Below are 25,575 nucleotides of genomic sequence, written 5' to 3'. Positions count from 1 at the left end.
CTGACATTTTATCGAACGATCGTTTAACACCGTACCGGCCTTCCTGTCCAGGCGGAACCGGGTGACCTCACAGTCCTTCACCCCGTGTTGTTTCAAGCGATCATGTGCAGGCACCTTGACCGAGTGACGTGGCTCACCCTACGTTCGCGCTGGCCTTAACGAACGATCGATGAGTGACGCATGGCGTCGCTTCAGGGCGGCAAGGGAGGCCGAAGTGCTCGAAATCGATGGACTCGTCGTCCGGTACGGCGCTCGCGCACCCGTTCTGCGGGGGGTGTCCCTGGACGTCGGCGGCAGCGGCGTCGTCGCGCTCCTCGGCAGCAACGGCGCCGGCAAGACGACGCTCATGCGCGCCGTCTCCGGCACCCTCGGCCTGTACGGCGGCGGGGTCACCGAAGGCTCCGTCCGGTTCCGTGGCGAACCGATCACCGGTGCGGACACGGCCCGCACCGTGATGCACGGGCTCGTACAGGTACCGGAAGGACGGCACATCTTCGCCGGTCTGACGGTGGAGGAAAATCTGAACGCCGGTGCGCTCACCGTGCGGTCGTCGGCGGTGCGTGAGCGCACACGCCGTCGGATGTACGAACTCTTCCCGCAGCTCGCCGAGCGGCGACGCGCCCGTGGCGGGACGCTGTCCGGCGGCGAGCAGCAAATGCTCGCCATCGCCCGGGCGTTGATGGCGCAACCCAGGCTCCTGCTTCTCGACGAGCCGTCCCTCGGCCTCGCTCCGCGGCTGGTGCATCTCGTGGGCGAGACCATCCGCGAGATCAGCCGGGAAGGGGTCCCCGTCCTGCTGGTGGAGCAGAACGCGGCGATGGCGCTTTCGGTCGCCGACTCGGCCTGCGTGCTCGACCTCGGCCGAGTCGTACTGAGCGGACCGACGGACGAACTGGCGCAGAGCGACGACGTGCGACGCCTCTACCTGGGCGCGGACGCGGACGCCGGCCAGGGCGCCGGCGGGTCCGCACCGCGGCCCGGTCCCGGAACCGGAAACACGCCGACGCTCAGCAGGTGGTCCGCATGACGACGACTCCAACGGCGGCGGAACTGCGTGTCGAGGACGTGAGCGTGGTGTTCAGCGGCCTGCGCTCCCTTGACGGTGTGTCATTCACCGTGCGGCCCGGCACGATCCACGCCGTCATCGGTCCCAACGGTGCCGGGAAGACAACGCTGCTCAATGCCCTGTCGGGGATCTACCGTGTCGCCTCGGGCCGCATCCTGGTGGACGGCCAGGAGGTGACGGGCCTGCGTCCGGACCGGGTGGCACGGAGGGGAGTCGCCCGAACCTTCCAGAACATCGTCGTGTCACCGGTCGAGTCCACACTCGACAACCTCATGGTCGGCCGGCATCGGCTGACCCGGTCCGGCATCGCCGCGACCGCACTGGGACTGGGCCGCGGTGAACAGCGTGTCCACGAAGCGCGGGTGCGCGACATCGCGGAGTTCGCAGGCTTGTCCGGCGTTCTGGACCGCCCGGCGGCGAGTCTCGCCTACGGGGATCTCAAGCGCCTGGAGTTCGCGCGGGCGCTGTGCCTGGAGCCGCGGTTGCTCATCCTCGACGAACCGGTCGCCGGGATGAACACCGCGGAGAGCGCGGAACTCGCCCGGCTGGTCTCCGCGGCTCGTGACGCGCTCGGTCTGACCGTGGTGTTCGTCGAGCACGACATGGGAGTGGTCATGTCGATCGCCGACCGCATCACCGTCCTCGACTTCGGCAAGGTCGTCACGGACGGCACGCCGGAACACGTAAGGCAGCATCCGGAAGTGATCAGCGCCTATCTGGGAGCGCCCATGGAATCCGGAAACGACCAGGTGCCGGAGAGGTTGTCGTGATGACCCGCGGAGTCGAAATCCTGTTGAGCGGTGTGTCTTTGGGGTTGTTGTACGCCCTGATCGCGCTGGGCTTCGTCATCGTCTTCAAGGCGACCCGCACGGTGAACTTCGCGCACGCCTCGTTTCTGCTCTTCGGTGTGTGGGTGGTGGCGCAGACCAGCCCGCACATCGGCTTCGCGGCCGCCGTGGTGCTTGGCCTGGTCGCGGCCGGGACGCTGGGACTGGCGGTGGAGCGACTGCTGCTGTCCCGGGTCGACGGCCGCAAGCATGACGCGCTGGCGATCCTCACCATCGGGGTCAACGTGGTGCTCACCGCGGAACTGAGCTGGCGCATCGGGGAGAGCGTGCTGCCACTCGGCGCTCCCTGGGACGGACACGTGGTCCACTTCGGCTCAGTGGTACTGCCCTTGTCCGTGATCATCACCATCGTCACCGTGCCGCTGCTGATCGCCGGCCTCGCCGCGGTCCTCCGCCACACCGGCTGGGGCCTGGCCATGCGCGCCTCGATCGAGGACCGCGAGGGCGCGGCGCTCGCCGGTGTCCGGCTGAAGCGGGTTTCGGCAGGTGCCTGGATCGCGGCCGGCATCCTCGCCGTCGCGGCCGGCATCGGTCTCGCGTCGTTCCCCAGCCCCGGCGTGGCCGTGAGTACCGGGACCGCGGCCATCAAGGCGCTCCCCGCCGCGATCATCGGCGGCCTCGACTCGCTCGGCGGGGCGATCGTGGGCGGCCTGGTCATCGGCATCGCCGAGGTGACCGTCGCCGAGTACCAGGACACCCTCTCCTTCCTCGGGCGAGGGCTGGGGGACGTCGTGGCCTACGTGATCATGATCTGCATTCTGCTGTGGCGGCCCTCGGGCCTGTTCGGCGCGAAGGAGGTCAGCCGTGCCTGAGACGACGTCCCGGTTCCCCATGGCAGGGCGTGTGCCGGCCCTGTGTGCGCTGACCGCCGCCCTGGTGGTCCTTCTGGCACTGCCCCTGTATGTCTCCGCGTTCTGGCTGAACATGGGCCTGTTCGCGATGGCGGCGGCGGTCGGCGCGATCGGCCTCACCATCCTGCTCGGCGCGGCGGGACAGTTGTCCCTGGGACACGCCTTCTTCGTCGCCGTCGGCGCATACGGCTATGCCTTCCTGGCCGGAGAAAGCGGCGGTGGGATGTCCGGTCTGGGCCTCCCCCCGCTTCTCGCCGCAGTCCTGGCCGTCCTGCTGGCGGGCGTCTGCGGCCTGCTGTTCAGCCCGGTCTCCAGCCGCCTGCGCGGCATCTACCTGGGCATCGCCTCCCTGGGCCTGGTGTTCCTCGGCCACCATCTGCTGCAGAACATGAAGCCGGTGACCGGCGGCTTCGAGGGCCGGACCGTCGTGCCGATGTCGATCGGCGGGTTCTCCTTCTCCGACCAGGCGGACGTCAGCGTTCTGGGCGTTCCGTTCGGTGCCGCCGAGAGCCAGTGGTATCTGTTCCTCGTCGTCACCGTGGGGGCGGCGCTGCTCGGCCGCAACGTCCTGCGCGGCCGGCCCGGCAGGGCGTTGAGGCTCATGAGGGACAGCGAGATCGGCGCGGGCGCCATGGGCGTCGACATACGACGCACCAAGGCGGCCGTCTTCGTACTGTCGTCGATGTATGCCGGCGCTGCCGGTGTGCTCACGGCGCTGGCCTTCCAGCGCACCGTCCCCGACTACTTCAGCCTCCACCTGTCGGTCAGCTATCTGGTGATGGTCATCCTGGGCGGCCTCGGATCCGTGGGTGGCGCGATCGCCGGTGCGGTCTTCGTCGTGACGCTGCCCCTGCTGTTCTCCCGCTACGCGGATTCCCTGCCGTTCGTCACCGGGGCCGGCGGGCAGGGACTGGACGCGTCGACAGCGGCCCAGTTCGTGTACGGCGCGGTCGTCATCGTGGCCGTGATCGTCCAGCCGGGCGGTCTGGCGGCGCTGGCCGGCGCCGTTCGACCTCTACGAAGCCGCCGCCCGGCTGCGGCCGCCACTCCCTGAACCCCCGCTCCCCAGCCGTCCGTCGCCTCAGACACTCCAGACCCGCCCCCCACCTTGCCGGACGTGTGCTGTCAACCACCTCATCCGCTTCTCAGCGAGGAGACACACTGATGCACAAATCGCGCACAGTCGGCCTGGCGGCCACGGCCCTGGCCTTCACGCTGGCGGTTGCCGGCTGCTCCACCAAGGCCGAAACTGCCGGGACCGCCGCCGCGCCCGGGGTCAGCGACTCCACCATCAAGCTCGGGGTGCTGATGGATCTGTCGGGCCCGTTCGCGGGCACCGGCAAGACGATCCTCGACGCGAGCGACGTCGCCGTGAAGGAGATCAACGCGGCAGGCGGTGTCTGCGACCGGAAGCTGGCACTGGTCACCCGCGACCACGGCTACGACCCGCAGAAGGCCGTTGCCGCGTACGACGAGATGGATCCGCAGGTCCTCGGGTATCTGAACATCCTCGGCTCACCGGTCGTCACGGCGCTGCGGGACAAGATCGAGGCGAAGGACGAACTCGCCGGCCTGACCACGTTCGCGTCGACCCTGCTCGGGGACGAGCACCTGATCGTCCTGGGCGCCACGTACGACATCCAGACGATCAACGGCCTGGACTGGCTCGTGAGGAAGGGCGAGCTGCGCAGCGGCGATTCCGTCGGGCATATCTATCTCCAGGGAGAAATAGGCGAGAACAGCCTGCGGGGCAGCAAGTTCGCTGCGGGGAAGCTGGGGTTGAAGATCGTCGGCCAGCAGATCGACCCCACCGCGACCGACCTCACCAGCCAGGTCAACGCGCTCAAGTCGGCGAAGGTCAAGGCGATTCTGGTCGACTCGACGCCCAAGCAGGCGGCTTCGGTGGCGGCAGTGGCGCAGGCGGCCGGCATGGAGGTGCCGATCATGGGCGGGGTGTCGACCTTCGCCACCAGCCTGCTCAGGACGTCTGCGGCGCCCGCGCTCACCGAGCACTACTCCAGGCTCTCCGGTCTTGGCGGCATCGGCGAGGACAATGCCGCCGCTCGCAAGCTGGCCGCTGCCTGGAAGGACCAGTACGGCAAGGCGCCGGAGGCCAGCAGCGGAGTCGTCCACGCCTACGCCATGACCAAGCTCTACGCCGAGATAATCGGCAAGAGCTGCAAGGACCTCACCCGCCCGGGCGTGCTCAAGGCCCGCAGCTCTGTCACCGACTTCACGCTACCGGGCCTGCTCCCGCCTCAGGACTTCTCCGATCCCGCTGAGCCCAGTTCGCGCGAGGCCCAGGTGCTGGGTGTGGACAAGGGTGTCTTCGCCGGAGTCAAAGCACGCGGTGACTTCTTCGCATCGGACCTGGCGAAGGAGTACAAGGTTCCGTCGGCCGGATGACACTGGGGACTGTGCCCGGCGGGTCGGCGGTGGCGGTGTGCCGGCCCTCGGCTCCGCATGGCAGGAGAGCCGGCTTTGTCGATCGTTCGTTCATTCTGGGAGGCTGGGGCCATGGATACGACGAGCGGCAAAGCGGCGGGCAAGAGCGGCAAGGCGGGGGGCAACGGTTCCTCCAGCCCCCGGGGGAACGGCCGGGACGCCATCATGGACGCCGCACGAGATGTCTTCGCGGAGCGCGGCTACTTCGGCGCCTCCATTCGTGACATCGCCAAGCGGGCCGACATGAGTCTGTCCGCCCTTTATTACTACTACTCCGGCAAGGCGGAGCTCTTCCACGCGCTGATCGAGGACTCGCTCGACGACTACTTCCGTCACTGCGAGAAGGAACTGGCCAAGGCCGGTGACGACCCCGCCGCGCGGCTGGCCGCCCTGGTCAGAGTGACGGTCGATTACCGGGTCCGGCGGCGGGTGGAGAGTTTGCTGACCCTCCAGGAACTCCGTTACCTCGAACCCGAGTACCGCAACCCCATCATCGAAAGGCGGCATGCCGTATCGGGACTCTTCCAGAAGGCCATAGACGACGGCATGGCCGACGGAGTCTTCCGGACCCCGCACCCGGACGACGCCCGCCGGGCGGTCATGGCCATGTGTAACGCCGTCGCCCAGTGGTACGACCCGTCCGGCGACCTCGGGACGACGGAGCTGTGCGACCGGTACGTGCGGCTGGCGTTCGCACTGGTCGGGCACGGCGAGGCGCCGGCCCGGTAGGTCGCCCGCACTTTCGTCGCGGTCATTGACAGTGGCTGAGACAGCGGCCTAATTTAACGATCGTTCGACAAGTAACTTCCTCTGTATCGGCTGCGGCGCCGGCGGCGGCAGATCCGACACCGACTCGACCGACTGGAGCGTCCATGCAGACCAGCGGAATATCCGCAGTGGTGACCGGCGGCGCGTCGGGGCTCGGCCTGGCGACGGCACGGCGCCTGCTCAAGGCCGGCGCCCGCGTCACCATCGCGGACCTGCCCTCCTCGGACGGCGACCGCACCGTCCGCGACCTCGGCCCCGAGGCCGTTTTCGTCCCCGCCGACGTGACGAGCACCGAGGACATGACCGCCGTCCTCGACACCGCCGAGCGGACAGGAGCGCTGCGCGCGGTCGTCCACTGCGCGGGCCGTGGCGGACCGCTCCGCGTGGTCAACAAGGACGGCACCGCCGGTGATCTCGACCATTTCCGCGCCGTGGTCGACGTCAACCTGATCGGCACCTTCAACGTGCTCCGGCTCGCCGCCGCCCGCATGGCAGGCAACGAACCACTCGACGGGGACCGTGGAGTGGTGGTCATGACAGCGTCGGTCGCGGCGTTCGAGGGGCAGATCGGACAGGCCCCGTACGCGGCGTCGAAAGCCGGAGTGGCCGGCCTCACCGTGTGTGCGGCCCGGGATCTGGCGAGCAGGAGCATCCGGGTCGTCACCATCGCGCCCGGCTTGTTCGACACACCGATGCTCGGCAGGAGGCCGAAGGAGAAGCTCGACGCGCTCGCTGCCGCGGTGCCGCACCCGCCGCGCCTCGGTGCGGCGGACGAGTACGCACAACTCGCCCTGCACATCATCGACAACGCGATGCTCAACGGAGAGACCATCCGCCTCGACGGCGCGATCCGCCTGGCCCCACGCTGAAGGCCGGCGCTCAACCGCTACTCCCAACCGCGACCACCGCTTGGCCACCGCTTGGCCACCGAAAAGGAGCTTCCGTGGCAGACGAAGTACTGGTCGAGTACGGCGACGACGGCATCGCCGTCATCACCATCAACCGGCCCGAATCCCGTAACGCGGTCACCCGAGCCGTCGCGGAGGCGATCGCGTCCGCGCTGGACGAGTTGGACGAGCGTGACGACCTCGCGGTCGGCATCATCACCGGCGCGGGCGGCACCTTCTGCGCGGGCATGGACCTCAAGGCATTTCTGCGGGGCGAGCGCCCTCACGTGCAGGGGCGCGGTTTCGCCGGCCTCACCGAGACCCCGCCGCGCAAGCCGCTGATCGCCGCCGTCGAGGGCTACGCCGTGGCAGGCGGATGCGAGATCGCCCTCGCGAGTGATCTGGTCGTCGCCGCGGAGGACGCCAAGTTCGGGCTGCCCGAGGTCAAACGCGGTCTGGTGGCGGTGGCCGGGGGACTGCTGCGACTGCCGGGCCGGGTCCCGTACCAGATCGCGATGGAACTCGCTCTCACCGGCGATGTCCTCACCGCGGACCGGGCCCACCACTACGGACTGGTCAACCGGCTCACTCCACCCGGCGGCGCGCTGAAGGAGGCGAGGCTGCTGGCCTCCGCCATCGCCGCCAACGGTCCGCTCGCCGTACGGGTCACCAAACGCATCCTCGTGGAGTCTCCCGGCTGGCCACGCGACGAGCTGTTCGACCGTCAGAAGCCGATCGTTGAGCTGGTGTTCAACTCGGATGACGCCCGGGAAGGCGCGTCGGCCTTCACCGAGAAGCGCGCTCCCGTCTGGCGAGGCCGGTGAGCGGCCGGTGAACGACGAACAAGACCAGGAACGTGCGAACGGCGCCGTACCCGATGCGGCCCCGGGGCCGCTCACCGGGCTGCGGGTCGTCGAGCTCGGGGGCATCGGGCCGGGGCCGTTCTGCGCGATGCTCCTCGCCGACGCCGGTGCGGACGTGATCCGTGTCGAGCGCCCGTCGGACGTGGTCGGCAAGCCCGATCCCGTCCTGCACCGGGGCCGGCGCTCGGCCGCCATCGACCTCAAGCACCCGGAAGGCGTCGGCGCCGTCCTCGACCTGGTGGCGGATGCCGATGTCCTCCTGGAGGGCTTCCGGCCGGGGGTGGCCGAACGGCTCGGCGTGGGCCCCGGCCCGTGCCTGGAGCGCAACCCGCGCCTGGTCTACGGACGGATGACGGGATTCGGGCAGGACGGGCCGCTCGCGCCGCGGGCCGGGCACGACATCAACTACATCGCCCTGTCGGGGGCCCTGGGAGCCATCGGACCGACCGACGGACCGCCGGTCCTGCCGCTCAACCTGCTCGGCGACTTCGGCGGCGGTGGCGCCCTGCTCGCCTTCGGTGTGCTGTGCGCGGTCGTCCAGGCACGCGCCACCGGGAAAGGCCAGGTCGTGGACGCCGCCATGGTGGACGGGTCGGCTCAGCTGCTGGCCATGATCTACGGCCGTCTGCACCAGGGGCGGTGGACCGACCATCGGGGCGTCAACTACCTGGACGGCACAGCACCGTTCTACGGCGTCTACCGCTGCCGCGACGGCGAGTACGTCGCGGTCGGCGCGATCGAGGCGCCCTTCTTCGCCACCCTCCTGGAACGGCTCGGCCTGGTCGCGGATGCCGACTTCACCCAACAGTGGGACCGTTCCCGCTGGCCGGTCATGCGGCAGCGCCTGGCGGAGGTCTTCGCCGCCCGGACCCGCGACGACTGGGCCGCCGTGTTCGCCGACGCCGACGCGTGCGTCACCCCCGTGCTGTCGCTGGTGGAGGCACCGCGCCATCCTCACAACGCCGCACGCGGCACCTTCCTGACCGACGGCACGGGAGTCCTCCAGCCCGCCCCGGCCCCCCGGTTCGGTTCCTCCACCCCTCGCCGGCACCCCCGGCCGGCCCCCCTTCCGGGCGAGCACACAGCGCAGGTCCTCGCCGAGACAGGCCGGAACCCCGAGCAGATCAAGAAGCTTTTCGACGCGGAGGTCGTGCGATGAACCGGCGTACCACGCGAAAGCCCTGCATGGCCGGCCGCGGGCCGGCGCGTGAAGGGAGCGGCACATGACCGACTACTGGCCCACAGGACTGCCTCGCCGCCTCGACTACCCCGATGTCCCGCTCGGCGCGGTACTCGCCGGCTCGGCCCGCCGCTACCGCGACCGGGCGGCCATACGCGACGGCGACCAGGTTCTCACCTTCACCAGCCTGTACGAACAGGCTGCCGCGTTCGCACGCGGCCTCAGGGCGCACGGCATACGGCAGGGTGACGTGGTCGCCCTGCACCTGCCGAACACCCTGTGGTTCGCCGTCGCCTACTACGGCATCACGCTCGCCGGCGCGACAGCATGCCCGGCCAACCCCGCCCAGCCGGCCAGAGCCCTGCGCGCCCAGCTCGCCGACTGCTCCGCGGCGGCCGTGGTGACCCATCCGGAGCCGGCACCGGTGCTGGCCGAGGCGATCGACGGGCTGCCGGTCCGACTGGTCGTCATCGTGCCGCCCAGCGCATCGGCCCCTGCCAACAGGCCGGAGGACTGCGCAAAGCTCTTCGGGAAGGCGGGCACCCCCCTGGAGGCCCTCGTCGCAGGCCAGAGCACCCACCCGCCAGAGGTGCTGGTCCCCACCGACTCCGTCGCCCAATACGGGTACACCGGCGGAACCACCGGAGCACCCAAGGGAGTGCGCATACTGCACCGCAACATCGTCGCCAACACCATCCAGGTCGCCTGCTGGCGCTCCGGGGCGCTCCCCGGGCTCGACAGCGAAGGCGGTGTGGTGCTGAACCCCTTGGAGACCTCCGGCGACTACGCCCTGGCACCGGGTACCTACGCCACGCTGTGCATCTCGCCCTTGTTCCACGCCCTTGGCCTGATCAGCCTCAACTTCTTCCTCCTGTGCGGCGCCACCACCGTCCTGAGCGGCCGCTTCCACGCGGAGTCGTACCTGGAGCAGGTGGAACGGCACCGGATCGCGTACATCCCGGGCGCACCGGCGCTCTATCACGCCCTGCTGGCGACACCGGGCATCCGCACGCGGGACCTCAGCTCGGTCAGGGCCGTGGTGTCGGGCGGCGCCCCCATCGACACGGACTCGTTGGAGAAGCTGACAGAGGTCTTCCCCAACGCCGCCGTCATCGAGGGTTACGGCCTGACGGAGGCGACAGCAACCGTGTCCAGCGGCCCGATCGCGACGGCCGGGCTGCGCAAGCCGGGCAGCCAGGGGGTCCCCCTGTTCGACACCGAGGTGGAGATCCGGGACCCGCTGCATCCCGGCCGGAAGGTGCCGCGGGGCGAGCGCGGCGAGATCTGGATGCGGGGCCCTCAGGTGGCCTCGGGCTACCTCGGCCGCCCGGACGAGACCGCCGCGCAGTTCGTCGACGGCTGGCTGTGCACCGGCGACACCGGCCACCTCGACGCGGACGGCTTCCTGTACGTCTCCGGCAGATCAAAGGACATGCTCATCTACAAGGGCTACAACGTGTACCCGCGCGAGCTGGAGGACATCCTCGGCGGACACCCGGCAGTGCTCCAGGCGTCGGTCGTCGGAAGGGCGGTGCCTGCCGTCGGCGAGATCCCCGTCGCCTTCGTGGTCCCCGCCGCTGAGCCGCGCGCGATGGCCGAGGAGCTGATGGAGTACGTCGCGGAGCGCGTGACGCCGTACAAGCGGATCAGAGAGGTCCGTTTCGTCGACGAACTTCCCGTGTCTCCGGCCGGAAAGGTGCTGAAAACCGAGCTCCGCCGCCTGGCCCGGACGACTCGGGACCTGGGCGAACCCCCCTCGGGCACACAGGAAACCGGCACGCCGGACACGGCGGAAAGGCAGGTCTGACATGCGTGACGCGGTCATCGTGGACGCCGTACGTACCCCCGTGGGCAAGCGGAACGGCTCGTTGAGCGGTATTCACCCGGTAGACCTGTCCGCCGTAGCGCTGCGGGCCCTGGCCGAACGCAACGACCTGGACCCGGCGTTGGTCGAGGACGTGCTGTGGGGCTGCGTCTCCCAGACCGGTGAGCAGGGCGGCTGCGTCGGCCGTTTCGCCGTCCTGGCCGCCGGATGGCCTGAGGAAGTGCCGGGCGTCACCATCGACCGGCAATGCGGATCCTCGCAGCAGGCCGCGCAGTTCGCCGCCGCGGGAGTGATGAGCGGCCAGTACGACATCGTGGTCGCGGGCGGCGTGGAGTCGATGAGCCGCGTACCGCTGGGCTCCGGCCGCGAGCGGGGCCCAGGCGAACCCTTCGGCCCTGCCGTGCAGGCCCGGTACGGCGTCTCGCGGTTCAGCCAGGGGCTGGGCGCGGAGGAGATCGCGCGGCGCTGGCGGCTGAGCCGGGAGCAACTCGACGCGCACAGCCTCCGGTCGCACGCCAACGCGGCGGCAGCGATCGACGAGGGGCGGTTCAAGTCCCAGATCGTGCCGGTGGACGTGACGGACGAGGACGGTTCCGTACGCACCGTCGACACGGACGAGGGAGTACGGCGGGGCGGCACGGCCGCCACGATGGCGGGTCTGAAGCCCGCGTTCACCGAGGACGGCGTGGTCACGGCCGGCAACTCCTCGCAGATATCGGACGGTGCCTCGGCGCTGCTGGTCATGAGCGGCGAGAAGGCGCGTGAACTCGGTCTGCGCCCGATCGCCCGCTTCCACTCCTTCGCCGTCGTCGGAGTCGACCCCGTGACGATGCTCACCGGCCCCATCCCGGCCACCGAGAAGGTCCTGAAGCGCGCCGGTCTGGGCATCGAGGACATCGGAGCCTTCGAGATCAACGAGGCGTTCGCCAGCGTGACCTGCGCCTGGCTCGCCGAGACCGGCGCCGATCCGGACCGGCTCAATCCCGACGGCGGCGCCATCGCCCTCGGCCATCCCCTGGGAGCCTCCGGCGCCCGGCTGACCACGACGCTGGTCCACCACATGCGAGCCACCGGCGCCCGCTACGGCCTGCAGTCGATGTGCGAGGGCGGCGGCATGGCGAACGCCACCGTCCTGGAACTCCTTCCCCGCTGAGCCCGAGCAGCCCGAGCCCTGGGGCCCGCTCGACAAGGCGCCCACAACCGAGGAGTGCGAAAAGCCAATGGAACCAGACGAGTTCGACGCCGTTCTGGCGGCGGTGCGGGCCTTCGTGCGCGAGAAGGTCGTCCCGCGCGAGAACGAGATCGAGGAGAAGGACGAGATCCCGGCGGACCTCCGCGAGAAGGCCGCGGCCATGGGCCTGTTCGGCTACGCGCTGCCCCAGGAGTACGGCGGCCTTGGCTTCTCCATGACGGAGGACGTACGCCTCTCCCTGGAGATCGGCTACACCACACCCGCGTTCCGCTCGATGTTCAGCATCAACAACGGGGTCGCCGGCCAGCTCCTGGCGAGTTCCGGCACCGAGGAGCAGAAGCGGCGCTATCTGCCGCGGATGGCCGCCGGGGAGTTGATCGCGGCCTTCACGCTCACGGAGGCGGAGGCGGGCTCGGACCCCAGCGGTATCAGGACCCGTGCCGTACGCGACGGGGACGGCTACGTCCTGAACGGCAGCAAACGGTTCATCACCAATGCCCCGCTCGCCGGTGTCTTCATGGTGTTCGCCCGCACCGGGCCGCAGAGCACGGGCGCCGAAGGGATCTCCGTCTTCGCCGTCGATGCTGACAGCCCCGGCGTCACCGTGGGGCCGAGGGACCACAAGATGGGCCAGTCGGGGGCCTTGAGCGCGGAAGTCTTCTTCGACGACGTACGCCTTCCGGCGAGTGCCCTCGTCGGAGAACGCGAGGAAGAGGGATTCCGCACCGCCATGCGGTCGCTGGCCAGGGGACGTCTGAGCGTCGCGGCGATGTGTGTGGGGCTGGCCGGGCGCATCCTGGACGAAAGCGTCGCGCACGCCTCGGTCACCCGGCAGGGCGGACGTCCCATCGGCGAGTTCCAGCTCGTCCAGGCCATGCTCGCCGAATCGCACGCCGAGATGTACGCGGGCCGCGCCATGGTCCTTGAGGCGGCCCGCGCGTACGACTCGGACGAGGACCGCAGGCTGGCGCCGTCCTCCACGAAACTGTTCTGCAGCGAGATGGTGGGCCGGGTGGCCGACCGTGCCGTCCAGGTTCACGGGGGCATGGGATACATGCGCCACGTTCCCGTCGAGCGCTTCTACCGGGACGTGCGACTGTTCCGCATCTACGAAGGGACAAGCGAGATCCAGAAGCTCATCGTGGGCAGGCAGTTGCTGCGGGAGCACGCGTGACGGGCGCCGCGGGCGGCGGCCCCCTGAGGGTGAACGTGGCAGACGCCGAGCGGACGGCAGAGAGCGGGATGGCAGACGCCGAGCGGACGGAACAATCCCAACCGGCACCCAGCGGTCACGACGCGGCCAAGCCGGCCGGGCCGCTGGCGGGCATCACGGTGGTGTCCCTGGAGCAGGCGGTGGCGGCTCCCATCTGCACCCGCACCCTCGGTGACTTCGGGGCTCGGGTGATCAAGGTGGAGAACCCGGAAGGCGGTGACTTCGCCCGGCATTACGACGACGTGGTGGGCGGCATGGCGGCGCACTTCGTATGGGTCAACCGGGGCAAGGAGTCGGTCACGCTGAACCTGAAGGATCCGGCCGGGATGGCGGTACTCCACCGGTTGCTCGACCGCGCCGATGTGATGGTCTCCAATCTTGCTCCCGGTGCCACGGCGAGGCTCGGAATCGCGCCCGCCGACCTGGCCGTCAGCCACCCGGAACTCATCGCCGTGGAGATCGACGGCTACGGGCCGGGAGGCCCGCTGTCCCACAAGCGCGCTTACGATCTGCTGGCCCAGGCGGAGTCGGGCGCATGCGCGATGACAGGCTTTCCCGGTGCGCCGGCCAAGCCCGGCCCGCCGATGGCCGACGTGTGCACCGGCCTGTATGCCGCGTTGTCGGTTCTGGCGCTGCTCTGCGGCAAGGAGCGTGGCCATGGTCGCGGCGCCGCCGCGGTCGCGGTGAGCCTGTTCGACACGATGACGGAGTTGATGGGGTATCAGCTCACCTACACGCTGCACACGGGTGTGGACCAGCAGCCGGTCGGCATGGGCTCGCCCGCGGTGGCGCCGTATGGCGCCTACCGCACAGCGGACGGCCAGACCGTCGTGCTGGGCACGACGAACGACCGCGAATGGCGGCGCTTCGCGCGTGACCTGCTCGGCCGGTCCGACCTGGCCGACGACGAACGCTTTCGTACCGCCTCCGGCCGGGTCGCGCACCGTGAGTTCCTGGACGCGGAGATCGCGGACTGGTGCGCACGCCATGACCTGACGCAGGTGCAGACCGACGCGGATGCCGCAGGGATCGGGAACGCCCGGTTCAACACACCGAGCGAGGTCATAGCCCATCCGCATCTGATGGCCCGCGACCGGTGGCGCCGGATCGACACACCTCACGGTCAGGTACCCGCCCTGCTTCCGCCTCCGGTCATCGCCGGCTACGAGCCACCGATGGGTGGGATCCCCGCACTCGGTCAGCACACCGACGCCCTGCTCACCGAACTCGGCGTCACCGAGGACGACATCGCCGTACTGCGCGCACAAGGCACGGTGGCCCCGGCCCCTCGCTGAGGTGCCGGATCCATGCCTCGACGGCGCCATCGGGATGACCCTGGGCGGTCGCAGCGCCTACGAAGACCGTGGGCAATGCTGACCCACTGAGGGCCCGCGACCTCTGCCAGGCCCTCGACTTCGAGCTGCACCTCTGGGAGGTCACCGTCTGGAACGACGGGTCGCGCCAGCTCCGCGGACATTCTCCGCAGATGCCCGCCTGCATCGAGTCCGCCAGTACAGGGACGGGCCCAACGCGATCCTCAACTTCCCGTGCGACGCCTCCACTTGGCAGAGCTGGTACTAGTAGGCGTTGGGCTCATTCCCGCCGGCCAGCCGCGCGGTGAAGAAGCGGATGAGTCCAGCCGTCGCAGGGGGGAGCACGCAGAGAGCGAGGAATCGTCAAATTCTGTGGACGGTCTGCGCGGGAATCAGGGCTGTGTTCGTGGTGAGCGGGTCGTGTCGTAGCCGAAGAGGGCCTGGCCCTCCTGGCGGACCGGACGAGACCCGGGGCCGTCTCAGGCGGCGGGCCGCATGTGCTCCTGTGTCCATTCCTCGAAGCTGGTGAGTGGGATGCCCAGGTCCCTCGCGTACTGCGGGCGGCCCGGCTGGCCGGCTACGTTCAGCCACTCGTGGTTGGCGCCCATCGCCGGCATTCCGGCGGTGAGGGCCTCCTCCTCGGTCATGTCCGGCGCGGACAACTGCGTGCCCAGAGCGTGGGAGAGGACCTCGGCGATCTCCGTCATCGACAGGTAGTCGCTCGCCAACTCCAGTTCGACCCTGTCGAATCGCTCCGGCGCGGTGATGGCCGCGGCGGCCGCCCTGCCGATGTCGTCTACTGCGACCAGGGACAGCCGGGTCTCGGGGTTCAGAACGCTCACCAGGCCGCCTTCTATGCCGCGCGGGAACAGAAACGCCATGGACGGGAGGAAGTTCTCCATGAAGAAGCCCGGCTTGAGAAGCGTCCAGTGGGGGAAGCCGGCCGCGCGGACCCGGTCCTGGATCGCGCTCTTGGCGCCCAGGGTGGGTTCCATCGAAGCCCAGCGGCCTTCGGCCCAGCCGGGAGTTTCGGTGTGCTGGCCGGCGCCGGTGACGGATGTGTGCACGAACTGAGGCACTCCGGCGGCTTTCGCGCCCTCGATGAGGTTGACGCCCTGGGCCACCTCCCCTTCGAAATCGAAGCCTTCCGCGGTGATGCCGGGCATCTGCACGGAGAAGACGGCGCAGGCGCCCTCGGCGGCCCGGATCACGGAATCACGGTCGTGAAGGTCGCCGGTGACCAGTTCGGCGCCGAATGCCTCGACGGCCTTGGCCCGGTCGGTGGCTGGGTCGCGCACCAGGGCGCGGACGGGAACGCCCGCCGCGAGCAGTGCGCGGGCGGTGGCCCCGCCCTGCCTGCCGGTAGCTCCGGTGACCAGGACGGGTGCGGAGTTTGTGGACATGACGCTTCCTCGGGTTACTCGCCGATTAAACGGCGGGGCCCGCCGTTTATGGTCCGCTACGATACGGCGGGGCCCGCCACTTATCAATCCTGGAGGTGATGCCATGCCCGAGGGCCAGCGTGCGGACGCCCGACGCAACTACACGCGAATCCTCGCCGTGGCCGAGGAAGAGGTCGCTGTCCATGGTGCTGACGCCTCCCTGGAACAGATCGCCCGCACTGCGGGGGTTGGCTCAGCAACCGTGCGCCGACACTTCCCCACGCGCCGCGCACTGTTGGAGGCAGTCTCCCGGAAACGGATCGAGGCCCTGTGCGTCCGCGCCCATGAGCTGACCGGCAAGGGCGACAGCCGGAACGCGCTCCTGGAATGGCTTGATGACGTCGTCGCCTACTCCGTCTCCGCCCGGGGGCTGGCGGCAGCACTGGCCTATGACGGCCCGGTGCACGAGAACAGCTGCTCGGCGGCCCTGGAAGAGGCGGCAGGCCCCCTGCTGCGCCGCGCCGTGCAGGACGGCGCGCTGGTGACAGGCGTCACTGTCGCTGACCTGATCACGCTGGTCGTCGGCATCGTCCTGGCCACGGAGCACTACCCCGACCCCGCCGCCCAGGCGGACCGGCTGTTCCGGCTGGCCGTGGCGGGACTGAGTCCGCAGCGCTGAACTGGGTACACAACCGGCACAACCGAGAACGGGCCGACACCATGAACGGGGCACCCCCGGCGAGGGGATGCCTTCACGTCTCGGCGCGGCGGAACTTACGGTTTGTGGGTTACCCAGAGCAGTTCCGCCGGCCAGCGGTGTGCCCAGTCGGGTGGGTCGGTTTCGTTGTAGCCGTTGGGTGTTCCGGGTTCGGGCCGCGGCTCGATGAGGTCGTCGATGATGAGACCCGCGCCGCGTAGGACCTTGACCCAGTCGCCGTAGGTGAGCTGATAGCTGGTCGCGCCGTCGTCTTCGGCGATGGTGTTCAGCCCGAAGTAGTCCTGCTGCAGCGTCGTGGTCACGCGGCTGGCGGCTTCGTCGTAGCAAGCTTCGAACCATGGGCTGGCTACGTTGAACACCAGGCGCCCGCCTCGGCCCAAGACGCGTGCGGCCTGCGGGACGGCCAGGTGCGGGGGCGCCCAGCTGAGCCCACCGAAGTCGCAGAACACCAGGTCGAAGCTGTCGGCGGCGAAGGGGAGTTGTTCGGCGGCGCCTTGCACCAGCGGGTAGCGCGCCGCTCCCATCGCGCGGGCCGCTGCGGCGAGTTGGGCTTCGGACAGGTCGAGCCCGACCACGGTGGCGCCCTCGGCGGCGAGCGCCCTGGACCACTGGCCCGCGCCGCAGCCGAGTTCGAGGACGCGCTTGCCGGTGACGTCGCCCAGGGCCTGCAGGTGCGCGTCGGGGATGGAGTACATGCCCCACAGCCGGGGTGTGGCGCCGATTTGCGGGTCGTGCTCGTGCTGGTAGGCGCCGCTGATCCGGTTCCAGAACCGCCGGTTGGCGGGGATGCTGTCCACGTGCCGACTCCAGCACTGCCTGCCGGGGGCGGTCAACACGACTAGGGCACTGGCCGGCCCTCGCCTCGGTCCGGCCCTGGCTCGGCCCATGAGCCGCCGGACGAGCCCTAGCCCACAGTCACATCACGCCGGAAATCCCGCTTCGGGCAGGGGAACGTCCAGGACACCCTGCTGAAGAACTACGAGGTCATCGTGCAGCGGATCATGGCGGCCGGAAAGCCGTGTACAGGCTTGCATCGGGCATCGTAGTCGCGGTCTTGCCAAGGGAATCAGGTTGTCCGAGCTCCAGGTCGAAGCAGCCGACCGCCTCGACCTGGAGCCCAGCGCGACTACTGCCGGACATACTCCTCAGCGTTGATGTCCAAATCCGTCAGCGCCCGTCTCGCATCACCCGCGCGTACTTTCGCTTCCACAACGCTGTGCGGCAGAAATCCGTATCACTCTTCTCCATAGCATGATCAACCGCATTTGAAGCTTATTTCAGCGCAAAGAGTGCCTTCTCCGCCTTGCGCCCGGTAGCGTGAGCCGTGGAATACGGGTGTGAGGGGGGCTTGCCATGGATCCGATTGCGCTGGCCGCAGGGACCGCTCTGGTCGGGGCTATGGCCCACGATGCGTGGGAGGGAGCCCGAATAGGGGTGACGGCACTGTGGCGCCGCGTACGGCCCGAGCAGGCGGACACTGTTGCTGCGGAACTGGCTGAAACCCGTGCGCAGATGGTGGCCGCTCGAGCGGCTGGAGAGAACGAGACGGAGCAGGCTCTGGCGGCGGACTGGCAGTTACGGCTTCAGGCGCTGCTTCGCGCCGATCCGGCGATAGCTGTTGAACTGCGGCAGCTGTTGGACACCCATCTCACGCCCTTGCTCACTGCCGATGAGCGATCCACGGTCGGCTCCTTGGTGATGAGGGCGCAAGCCTCTGGCAGCGGGCGGGTGTACCAGGCCGGACGGGACCAGCACATCACCGAGCGATGAGCGCGCCCGAAGACGTCTCGTCAGACGGTGAACCGGGGCGTCTGGACGCCCGCGCGTCGGACAGCGCACGGATCTACCAGGCTGGTCGGGACCAGTACATCGCCGAGCGCGATCTCCATGTGCACTACGAAACCGGCGTGCGACGGGCACGCCGGGCCGTGGACGCCACCCCCACCACGGAGTGCCCCTATCCGGGTTTGGCGGCCTTCGCTGAGGACCAGTCCGGCTGGTTCTTCGGCCGCGACGCGGTGACGGCGGACCTGCTCGTCCGCCTGGACGAGCGCCTGCGGTACGGCGGGGCGCTCGTCGTCGTTGCCCCCTCCGGGGCGGGCAAGTCCTCCATTCTTCGCGCGGGTCTGCTGCCCGCGCTGGCCCGTGGTGCGCTGCCCGCGGCGGGATCGGCCCACTGGCCCCGGGTCCTTCTGACCCCCAGCGCTCATCCATCGGCAGCATTGTTCGCGCACCTCGCCCAAGCCGTCGGAGTGAACCCACAGAACGCGTCCGCGGCCCTCAACATCGGCTCGCAGACATGCGTGGCCGTTCTACACGCAGCGATCGCAGGCGCCGGCCAGTCCGGCAGACGCCTCGTTCTGGTCGTGGACCAACTGGAGGAGCTGTTCACCCTCTGCGGGAGCGAGCAGGAGCGGCGGGACTTCCTCGATGTACTGACTGGCCTCGCCAGTCCCCAGCCCGACGGGACCGGGCCGACGGCACTGGTTGTGCTGGGCTTGCGGTCGGACTTCTACACCCCGTGCGCCGACTACCCCCAGCTGCGTTCCGCTCTGCAGGAGAGGCAGCTGGTGCTCGGTTCCATGACTCAGGAGGAGTTGCGGGAGGCGATCACCCTGCCGGCCAGAGCCGTCGGCCTGGAGGTGGAACCAGGGCTCGTCGAACTGCTGCTGCGTGACCTGGGCGTGCACACCCAGGGCTACGAGACCGGACGGCTGCCCTTGCTGGCGCACGCGCTGCGTGCCACCTGGCAGCAGCGGCACGGCCACTTACTGACCGTCGAGGGGTACCAGGCGACTGGCGGGATCCGCAACGCCATCACCACGACTGCCGAGAGGATCTTCCACAGCCTGCAACCGGAAGAGCAGAAGATCGCGCGCCCGCTGTTCCTGAGACTCGTGAAGATCGGCGACGGAGTCGAAGACACCCGCCGCCGAGTGTCCCGTACCGACCTGATCGACATGGGCCCGGGTCCGGCCGCCGTCATCGCGGCCTTTACCAACGGGCGCCTGCTGACCCAGCACCAGGACACCATCGAAATCGCCCATGAGGCGCTGCTTCAGGCGTGGCCACGGCTGCGCGAGTGGATCGAGGCCGACCGTGCGGGCCATCTCCTCCACCAGGACCTCGAAGAAGCCGCCGCTGCGTGGACGCGTTCGCATCACGACACCGGCATGCTTTATCGCGGTCAGCGCCTGGAGACAGTCCGCGTTTGGGTGAATCGCTCGCACCACGCCCACTTCAGCCCTGTGGCCTCCGCGTTCCTCGGCGCCTCGATCCACCACTCCCGGCGCGGAACACGGATCCGCCGCGCCGCGATCGCGGTCCTCACCGCCCTGGCGCTCATCGCTTCCACAGCCGCCGTCCTCGCCTACCAGCAGCGTTCCAGCGCACAGGCGCAGCGCGACGCAGCCGTCTTCAGCCAGGTCAAAGCAGAAGCCGGGGGCCTGCGCGGCAGTCAGGCGTCCCTGGCAGCCCAACTCAATCTGACAGCCCACCGGATGAGGCCTGACGATCCCGACCTACGGACACGGCTCATCGAGGACGCCAGCATGCCCTTGTCGCGACCACTGCCCGGCGGGAGCGGGCCCTTCCAGGACGTGGCGTTCAGCCCGGACGGGGACCTGCTCGCTGCCGGCAGCGACGACGGCTCAGTGCAACTGTGGCGATTCACAGATTCCAACGCAGTCGAACCGATTAGCCGCGCCGCGAGCGACGCGTATGACGGTCCAGTCAACGCCGTCGCCTTCGGCTCGGAGGGAGGACTCTTGGCCACGGCGAACAACGATGGGTCGATCCGGCTCTTCGACCTCGCCGACCCCGCGCACCCGCGTCAGCTCGGCCGCACACCCACGACCAGCCGGGCAGTGGGTCCGGCGGCGGTCGGAGTCGCTATCAGCCGCGACGGAAGGGTCATGGTCAGGGCGACCAATGACGAACAGGTCCAGGCGTGGGACATCAGCGATCCGCGGCGGCCCCGCCTTCTTGGCCGAACACCAGCCAGTCCTGACGTCTGGGCCATCAGCTCGGTGGCCTTCAGCCCTACGGGACGCTATCTGGCAGGTGGCAGCGACGACGGCTCGGCGCAGTTGTGGGACATGCGCGATCCCGCGGCCCCCGTGCCGCTCGGCCACACGACCGACATCCCCGCATCTGATACCTACGAAACGGAGGGCGGCGTCGCCTTCAGCCCGGGCGAGAAGACCTTGGCGACTGCGGGAAGCGACGGGTTCGTTCGACTGTGGGATATATCGAACAAGAATCACCTGACCTTGCTGGGCAGCCCCCTCCAGCAGCAGTTCTCAGCCGTCACGGACGTGGCCTTCAGCCCAGATGGCCGCACTCTTGCCAGCACAACCGCCGCTCAGTACGTGTGCGTCTGGAATCTGGCCGATCTGGAGGATGTGCCGTTGATGGAGCCCTTGCGTGGCCATCTCATTGGCGCGAATTCCCTGGCATTCCGGCCGGGCGACGCCAGCCTCGTCACGGCCGGCGCGGACCCGGCTCCCCTGCTGTGGCATCTGCGGAAGACCGTAATGAACCGTGATGCTGGACTGGTTGTGGCGGAGTCTTTCGCCCCCGATCGGACCATGGTCACGGTGAGCGGGGACGGCGCGATTCGCCGCTGGAGCATCCGCAATGTGGGGAATCCAGAAATCTTGGAGAGCGGGTGGTTCGACCGCTCTTCGCGCGACACTCTGATAGAGGAATGGCCTTCGGTCATCGCCTTGAGTCCGGGCGGAGACGTGATGGCTGTGGCTCGCGAGACCACTGGCGTGGAGCTCTGGGACATCGCAGATCTCCGCAATCCGGAGCTGGTGGGAACCGTTCCGAAGACACGCGATGCCGTCTTCACATCACTTGCTTTCAGCCCGGACGGCCGCCTGCTGGCCGGCGGGGACCAACTCACTCCGTGGCTTTGGGATGTGACGGATCCGCGTCATGCCAGGTTGGTCAAGCGGCTCCCCCGAAGTGGCGCAGAGCTGATCCACCTGGAACAGCTGGCATTCAGCCCTGACGGGAATTTACTTGCCGGACTGAACGGCCCAGAGAAGCAGGTGAGCCTTTGGGACGTGAGGGATCCCGTGCACCCCGATCTCGTCGGCCAGACGCAGCACATCTCGGCTGATGGAGAGTACGCCGTAGCGATGGCCTTCAGCCCGAAAGGGAACCTCATCGCCACGGGTAGCGACAAGGGGAAGATACGCCTGTGGACCGTTTCCGATACAGGAGTCCCCTCGTTCGCGGGCGCTACGGAAGTACCCACCGGAGATGTGGCGACCATTGCTTTCAGCCCTGACGAGCGCATCCTTGCTACAGGCGGCGGCGACAGCATGCTCAGGCTGTGGGACGTGTCCAAACCCTCGAAGCCCGTGGCCTTCGGAGAGCCCCTCACCGGCCACACCCGCACCATCGACACCGTAGCCTTCGCCCCGAACGCACCCGTCCTGGTCAGCGACAGCTACGACGGAACTGTTCGACTTTGGCCCACCGAGACCAGCTTCGACATCGACTTGGTCTGCAAGGCGTCTGCGGGCACCCTCACACGTGATCAGTGGCGCATACACATGCCCGGACTGCCCTACGATCCCCCCTGCCCGTAGACCAGCCCGTGACGAAACCGGCGCCGTTCGACGGCCCCACACCGTCCGGGTGCTGGCTCCAGGGACGTGATGCTGTTCGGTCCTTGTGCCGTGGGGACTGGCCGCTGGCATGCGAGGGCAGACCGAGACCGTCTACACGGCCACCGATCTCGCTGCCCACCAGGCCGATCCGGCCGAGATCTCAGACTGGGCCCGCGGACACTGGATCATCGAAAGCACCGTCCACTGGACCAAGACGTCACCTTCGCCCATGACGCCAGCCATGTCCGCCACGGCACCCCCGCCGTCATGAGCACCCTGCGCGACCTGGCCTGCGCTGCCCTCCACCGCGGCGGCTGGGCCAACATCGCCAGCGGACGCCGCGCCCAGACCGCACCCGAAACCGCTCTCACTCTCCACGGCATCCCATGATCAAAACAGACGAAGGCCACTCTCCCCGGAGCCCTGCGTTCAGGCCCCGCGTGAACTGCATGGGGGCTGCGCCCGTCACCTCTTCACGCGTCCACGGATCGCGAGCGCCGCAAGACCGAGAAGAACAGGCTCCGAGAACCGTGATGCCATCTCGATGTACCTGCCGGCCGTCGTCAGGTCCTGGCCGCTGGAGCGGAACACGACCGAGTTGAGTGTGACGTTCAGCGCCTTCTCGAACCGCGCGCTGGTGAACCTGTTCCCGGTGGGGTTCTTCGGGTCGTCCTTGTCAATCTCGAAGGTAGCCTTGCCCCCGCCGGGCGGTACTACGCCCGTCGCCTCTTGCTTCAGGGAGCTCTGGGGGAGGCCGAAGCCCATCATCAGCAGAATGGTGATGAGCATCGACACAGCCAGCCAACCGAGGGCACGCGAAGCGCGCAGACCGTAGCCGGACATCAGCCAGTAGGCCCACAGCAGGCGCCGTTCCCCGGGTGGGGTGCCGGTGCGGTCGTGGCGGCGCATCTCCATCTCGCCGTAATAGAAGTCGGTGGCGCCAGGCTCGTTCTTGCTGTCCTCGAATGCCTTGCGCAGCTGCCGGTAGAGCGCGGCAATGGCTTCCGGTGCGGGAGGGAGAACGGAACCAGGGGCGTGATGCCCAATGCGCCAGTGCCGGAGTGAAGGGGCCTGGAGTGTGAGACCGGCCGTTTGCGCGCGCCAATGGTGTTCCTCTGCCAGGACGCGCCGGCGGGTCCACTTGTACGGCCATATGCCGCGGCGGTGCAGGCCGGTGGGGGTGGAGGCGAAAGTACAGCTGCCTTCGAGACGAATCTGGTCCAGGTGGAAGGCTCCGGCGAATCGGCACTCGCTCAAGTCGGTGTCGGTCAGGGCCAGGTTCGCGGCGTCCACTCCGCCTACAGAGACCACCCGCACCCTGTCTTCGGAGCCGGCCAGCAGGCTCTCGTCCACGACCCTGCCGCCGCTGGTGAATGGGGCGGGATCGCCGCTGGTGAATGGAGTGGGGTAGGCAGAGATCGCCACGGGGCAAGAGAGGACAGCGTAGCTGAGGTCCACTCTTGCGTAGCGGAGGAGTAGCGTCGCCGTTGAATCCCACCGCGTCCTCCCACAGCGCACCATGCGCGCTGCGATTTGCAGCGTTACCGGCACCTCGAACAGTGCACCGGACAGGTCGACCTCCTTCATACACACCACAGGCCCCAACCACGACGCCGCCGTGAACTGCGCGCCGGTGAACCGGGCGATGTCCGAGAACTGCGCCCCCTCGAACCAGGTAGCGGCAGAGAACTCGGCACGAATGAACCCTGCCGTGCGAGAGAACTGCGCATGGATGAACCAGGCGTCGCCGGAAAACCGTGCCGCATCGAACCAGGCACCCGAGAACTGCGACTGGGCGAACCAGGCATCGCCGCAGAAGTGGGTCCCGTCGAATCGAGCGTCGTTGGAGAACTGTGTTCTTCCGAACCCCGCGGTGTGGGAGAACTCCGCACGCGTGAACAGGGCGTCGTCGGCGAACCGGGCTCCGTCGAACCGGGCGGCCCCGGAGAACTGCGCGCCTGTGAATCCCGCGATGCCGGAGAACCGGGCTTCCTCGAACCGCACGGCGTCCGAGAACTGCGCGCGGTCGAACCCTGTGTCGCCGCAGAAGTGAGCATGAGTGAACCCCGCGACACCAGCGAACCGCGCATGAGCAAACCAGGCATCTCCGGAGAACCGGGCCTCGTCGAACCAAGCGCTGCCGAAGTGAGGTTGTCCCGTGGCGGGGTCGTGGAGAGCGCGCAAGAGGGAAGAGAGGAGCGACTCGGTGAAGGGGGTGCCGCGGTGGTCGATGTCAGCACTGGGGACGAGGCTGGCCAGGTAGGCGTCGCGGTTGGTGTCGGCGAGGTGGGCCAGGCACGCTGTGTGGCCGGGCACATGGATACCGCGGCAGCCCACGGGGTCCGTCGCAGGGTCGGCGCCGTGACGACAGTGCGGCCACAGCGGCGGCTCTGGGTTCGGTGAAGGCTCAGACACACCGAGATCGACGCCACAACATCCCCTTTAGTTCCCGCAGTTCACCGGCAGGGGTCAGGTATGAACCTGATCGGCTAGGAGATCGCCGCCCTGCATCTTCGGGCGTTCCTCAGACCATTTCCTGTGTGGCGAGGCGGATGAGCCACTTGCCGCAGCAGAGGGCTGCGGCAAGTCCGAGAAGGCCAGGTAGCTACGGGGATGGCGCTGGTAGCGAGGAGTCAGCCGACGATAGCCGGACAGTCAGGAAATGGTCCGCTCGATCACCCGCCTGCGGCGGCCTAGTCGTTGACTGGACTCGATGACCTCGCGGGCGATCCTGACTCCAACGCGCCCGCTGCGCAACCATCTTCAACAGGTCCTGGTAGTCGTAGGCCGTCTCGGCGTGCAGGCGTCGGCCTGTTCGAGATCGAAGGTGGCCTGGCGCTTGCACCCTCGGTCCTGCTGAACGCCGATTGGCCGGATCAGCAGGTTCGCCGCAGTGACCGTCTTGGGAAACAGGCTTGCGCTGCGGGCACGGAAGGGGCTCGCTGAGGTCACGCTTGCCACTGCGGAATGGGTCGCCGGGTCCAACCAGCACCGCCTGCACACCGCGATCGGCGATATCCGCCCGCCGAACACGAAGCCGACTGCTACCTGCAGCAGCCCGAACTCGGGGCTGGAGTCAACGCGCAGAGCGTCCACCAATCCGAAGTCCCTTCATCTCGGCGGGGTGTCGAGGGCAATCGACGCTGGGAGGCCAGGGCGCTCGACGAAGACGTTCCTTCGAACGATTCGCACCGCCAGGTGGGTCTCGACGGCACGTCGGCCAGACGTGCAGAGCGTTAGGACCGCATGCATGTGCAGAACGACCCGTCGTTCTGTCGGCAACGGCTCAATCTGAGACCACTTCCACCGGATGAATTGTGGCCCTCCTGGGCGGCCTGACTCGTTGAGTCAGGCCGGGAGGATGGGTGATCAGCGTGGAGGACTGGGCGGAGATCCGCCG

The 25,575-nt window shown here is 68.7% G+C and carries 21 protein-coding genes and 1 pseudogene; 18 read left to right on the top strand and 4 right to left on the bottom strand.

Going from position 1 to position 25,575, the window contains the following annotated elements; translation table 11 throughout:
• The first annotated feature begins 169 nt into the window (after positions 1-169).
• The 13 genes from ACTWQO_RS35580 (at position 170) to ACTWQO_RS35520 (ending at position 14,433) form a co-directional block, all read left to right on the top strand.
• The gene (locus ACTWQO_RS35580) at positions 170-1,027 is read left to right on the top strand and encodes an ABC transporter ATP-binding protein (protein ID WP_443241508.1); all 858 of its coding nucleotides are present in this window, start codon (positions 170-172) and stop codon (positions 1,025-1,027) included.
• Complete coding sequence (locus ACTWQO_RS35575) at positions 1,024-1,836, top strand: ABC transporter ATP-binding protein (RefSeq protein ID WP_443241507.1); 813 nt, start codon at positions 1,024-1,026, stop codon at positions 1,834-1,836. Before ACTWQO_RS35580 ends, ACTWQO_RS35575 begins: the two co-directional genes overlap by 4 nt.
• Complete coding sequence (locus ACTWQO_RS35570) at positions 1,836-2,726, top strand: branched-chain amino acid ABC transporter permease (protein WP_443241506.1); 891 nt, start codon at positions 1,836-1,838, stop codon at positions 2,724-2,726. Before ACTWQO_RS35575 ends, ACTWQO_RS35570 begins: the two co-directional genes overlap by 1 nt.
• Complete coding sequence (locus ACTWQO_RS35565) at positions 2,719-3,819, top strand: branched-chain amino acid ABC transporter permease (RefSeq protein WP_443241505.1); 1,101 nt, start codon at positions 2,719-2,721, stop codon at positions 3,817-3,819. Before ACTWQO_RS35570 ends, ACTWQO_RS35565 begins: the two co-directional genes overlap by 8 nt.
• Before the next feature lie 110 nt (positions 3,820-3,929).
• On the top strand, positions 3,930-5,171 hold the full coding sequence (locus ACTWQO_RS35560) for an ABC transporter substrate-binding protein (RefSeq protein WP_443241504.1): 1,242 nt from the start codon (positions 3,930-3,932) through the stop codon (positions 5,169-5,171).
• Between the two features lie 111 nt (positions 5,172-5,282).
• Positions 5,283-5,939 (top strand): TetR/AcrR family transcriptional regulator, encoded by a 657-nt coding sequence (locus ACTWQO_RS35555; RefSeq protein ID WP_443241503.1) that lies wholly within the window; start codon positions 5,283-5,285, stop codon positions 5,937-5,939.
• Between the two features lie 143 nt (positions 5,940-6,082).
• Positions 6,083-6,847, top strand: coding sequence for an SDR family NAD(P)-dependent oxidoreductase (locus ACTWQO_RS35550; RefSeq protein ID WP_443241502.1), 765 nt, complete (start codon positions 6,083-6,085; stop codon positions 6,845-6,847).
• A 74-nt stretch (positions 6,848-6,921) separates the two neighbouring features.
• Positions 6,922-7,689 carry a crotonase/enoyl-CoA hydratase family protein gene (locus tag ACTWQO_RS35545; protein WP_443241501.1) on the top strand — a complete coding sequence of 256 codons (768 nt, stop codon included), beginning with the start codon at positions 6,922-6,924 and terminating at the stop codon, positions 7,687-7,689.
• Positions 7,690-7,696: 7 nt separating this feature from the next.
• Positions 7,697-8,887 (top strand): CaiB/BaiF CoA transferase family protein, encoded by a 1,191-nt coding sequence (locus tag ACTWQO_RS35540; RefSeq protein WP_443241500.1) that lies wholly within the window; start codon positions 7,697-7,699, stop codon positions 8,885-8,887.
• 64 nt (positions 8,888-8,951) lie between these two features.
• Entirely contained in the window at positions 8,952-10,715 is a 1,764-nt protein-coding gene (locus tag ACTWQO_RS35535) for a class I adenylate-forming enzyme family protein (protein WP_443241499.1), read from the top strand.
• A 1-nt stretch (position 10,716) separates the two neighbouring features.
• Positions 10,717-11,886, top strand: coding sequence for a thiolase family protein (locus ACTWQO_RS35530; protein ID WP_443241498.1), 1,170 nt, complete (start codon positions 10,717-10,719; stop codon positions 11,884-11,886).
• A 67-nt stretch (positions 11,887-11,953) separates the two neighbouring features.
• Positions 11,954-13,099: an acyl-CoA dehydrogenase family protein gene (locus ACTWQO_RS35525; RefSeq protein ID WP_443241497.1), complete on the top strand. Its 1,146-nt coding sequence runs from the start codon at positions 11,954-11,956 to the stop codon at positions 13,097-13,099.
• Positions 13,096-14,433 (top strand): CaiB/BaiF CoA transferase family protein, encoded by a 1,338-nt coding sequence (locus ACTWQO_RS35520; protein WP_443241496.1) that lies wholly within the window; start codon positions 13,096-13,098, stop codon positions 14,431-14,433. Before ACTWQO_RS35525 ends, ACTWQO_RS35520 begins: the two co-directional genes overlap by 4 nt.
• A 497-nt stretch (positions 14,434-14,930) precedes the next feature.
• Here ACTWQO_RS35520 and ACTWQO_RS35515 read toward each other — a convergent pair whose 3' ends face one another.
• Positions 14,931-15,854 (bottom strand): NmrA family NAD(P)-binding protein, encoded by a 924-nt coding sequence (locus tag ACTWQO_RS35515; RefSeq protein WP_443241495.1) that lies wholly within the window; start codon positions 15,852-15,854, stop codon positions 14,931-14,933.
• Between the two features lie 103 nt (positions 15,855-15,957).
• Between ACTWQO_RS35515 and ACTWQO_RS35510 the strand changes: the two genes are divergently transcribed.
• Positions 15,958-16,512 (top strand): TetR/AcrR family transcriptional regulator, encoded by a 555-nt coding sequence (locus ACTWQO_RS35510; RefSeq protein ID WP_443241494.1) that lies wholly within the window; start codon positions 15,958-15,960, stop codon positions 16,510-16,512.
• Between the two features lie 95 nt (positions 16,513-16,607).
• Here the strand turns inward: ACTWQO_RS35510 and ACTWQO_RS35505 are convergent, their stop codons facing one another.
• Complete coding sequence (locus tag ACTWQO_RS35505) at positions 16,608-17,348, bottom strand: class I SAM-dependent methyltransferase (protein WP_443241493.1); 741 nt, start codon at positions 17,346-17,348, stop codon at positions 16,608-16,610.
• Positions 17,349-17,985: 637 nt separating this feature from the next.
• On the opposite strand from ACTWQO_RS35505, the gene ACTWQO_RS35500 reads away from it, so the two are divergent.
• From ACTWQO_RS35500 to ACTWQO_RS35485, 4 genes are all read left to right on the top strand, one after another.
• Entirely contained in the window at positions 17,986-18,321 is a 336-nt protein-coding gene (locus ACTWQO_RS35500; RefSeq protein ID WP_443241492.1) for a hypothetical protein, read from the top strand.
• Positions 18,318-22,154 (top strand): NACHT and WD repeat domain-containing protein, encoded by a 3,837-nt coding sequence (locus ACTWQO_RS35495; protein ID WP_443241491.1) that lies wholly within the window; start codon positions 18,318-18,320, stop codon positions 22,152-22,154. Before ACTWQO_RS35500 ends, ACTWQO_RS35495 begins: the two co-directional genes overlap by 4 nt.
• A 109-nt stretch (positions 22,155-22,263) precedes the next feature.
• Complete coding sequence (locus tag ACTWQO_RS35490; RefSeq protein ID WP_443241490.1) at positions 22,264-22,446, top strand: hypothetical protein; 183 nt, start codon at positions 22,264-22,266, stop codon at positions 22,444-22,446.
• Entirely contained in the window at positions 22,443-22,565 is a 123-nt protein-coding gene (locus ACTWQO_RS35485; protein ID WP_443241489.1) for a hypothetical protein, read from the top strand. Before ACTWQO_RS35490 ends, ACTWQO_RS35485 begins: the two co-directional genes overlap by 4 nt.
• A gap of 75 nt (positions 22,566-22,640) precedes the next feature.
• On the opposite strand, the gene ACTWQO_RS35480 is transcribed toward ACTWQO_RS35485, so the two are convergent.
• Both ACTWQO_RS35480 and ACTWQO_RS35475 read right to left on the bottom strand, forming a co-directional pair.
• The gene (locus tag ACTWQO_RS35480) at positions 22,641-24,491 is read right to left on the bottom strand and encodes a pentapeptide repeat-containing protein (protein WP_443241488.1); all 1,851 of its coding nucleotides are present in this window, start codon (positions 24,489-24,491) and stop codon (positions 22,641-22,643) included.
• A 208-nt stretch (positions 24,492-24,699) separates the two neighbouring features.
• Positions 24,700-24,984 (bottom strand): annotated as a pseudogene (locus ACTWQO_RS35475) (IS5/IS1182 family transposase); the annotation flags it as partial.
• Positions 24,985-25,575: the final 591 nt, after the last annotated feature.

This window comes from Streptomyces sp. 4N124, from assembly GCF_052245395.1.
Lineage (GTDB): Bacteria > Actinomycetota > Actinomycetes > Streptomycetales > Streptomycetaceae > Streptomyces.
The sequence above is the reverse complement of the archived record's forward strand: the minus strand, read 5'-3'. Positions and strand labels throughout refer to the sequence as shown.

Excerpts from the sequence above, each read along its gene's own strand:
- ACTWQO_RS35580 (WP_443241508.1), top strand. The coding sequence starts at position 170 with ATGAGTGACGCATGGCGTCGCTTCAGGGCGGCAAGGGAGGCCGAAGTG.
- ACTWQO_RS35575 (WP_443241507.1), top strand. The coding sequence starts at position 1,024 with ATGACGACGACTCCAACGGCGGCGGAACTGCGTGTCGAGGACGTGAGC.
- ACTWQO_RS35570 (WP_443241506.1), top strand. The coding sequence starts at position 1,836 with ATGACCCGCGGAGTCGAAATCCTGTTGAGCGGTGTGTCTTTGGGGTTG.
- ACTWQO_RS35560 (WP_443241504.1), top strand. The coding sequence starts at position 3,930 with ATGCACAAATCGCGCACAGTCGGCCTGGCGGCCACGGCCCTGGCCTTC.
- ACTWQO_RS35555 (WP_443241503.1), top strand. The coding sequence starts at position 5,283 with ATGGATACGACGAGCGGCAAAGCGGCGGGCAAGAGCGGCAAGGCGGGG.
- ACTWQO_RS35550 (WP_443241502.1), top strand. The coding sequence starts at position 6,083 with ATGCAGACCAGCGGAATATCCGCAGTGGTGACCGGCGGCGCGTCGGGG.
- ACTWQO_RS35535 (WP_443241499.1), top strand. The coding sequence starts at position 8,952 with ATGACCGACTACTGGCCCACAGGACTGCCTCGCCGCCTCGACTACCCC.
- ACTWQO_RS35530 (WP_443241498.1), top strand. The coding sequence starts at position 10,717 with ATGCGTGACGCGGTCATCGTGGACGCCGTACGTACCCCCGTGGGCAAG.
- ACTWQO_RS35525 (WP_443241497.1), top strand. The coding sequence starts at position 11,954 with ATGGAACCAGACGAGTTCGACGCCGTTCTGGCGGCGGTGCGGGCCTTC.
- ACTWQO_RS35515 (WP_443241495.1), bottom strand. The coding sequence starts at position 15,854 with ATGTCCACAAACTCCGCACCCGTCCTGGTCACCGGAGCTACCGGCAGG.
- ACTWQO_RS35510 (WP_443241494.1), top strand. The coding sequence starts at position 15,958 with ATGCCCGAGGGCCAGCGTGCGGACGCCCGACGCAACTACACGCGAATC.
- ACTWQO_RS35495 (WP_443241491.1), top strand. The coding sequence starts at position 18,318 with ATGAGCGCGCCCGAAGACGTCTCGTCAGACGGTGAACCGGGGCGTCTG.
- ACTWQO_RS35490 (WP_443241490.1), top strand. The coding sequence starts at position 22,264 with ATGCGAGGGCAGACCGAGACCGTCTACACGGCCACCGATCTCGCTGCC.
- ACTWQO_RS35485 (WP_443241489.1), top strand. The coding sequence starts at position 22,443 with ATGAGCACCCTGCGCGACCTGGCCTGCGCTGCCCTCCACCGCGGCGGC.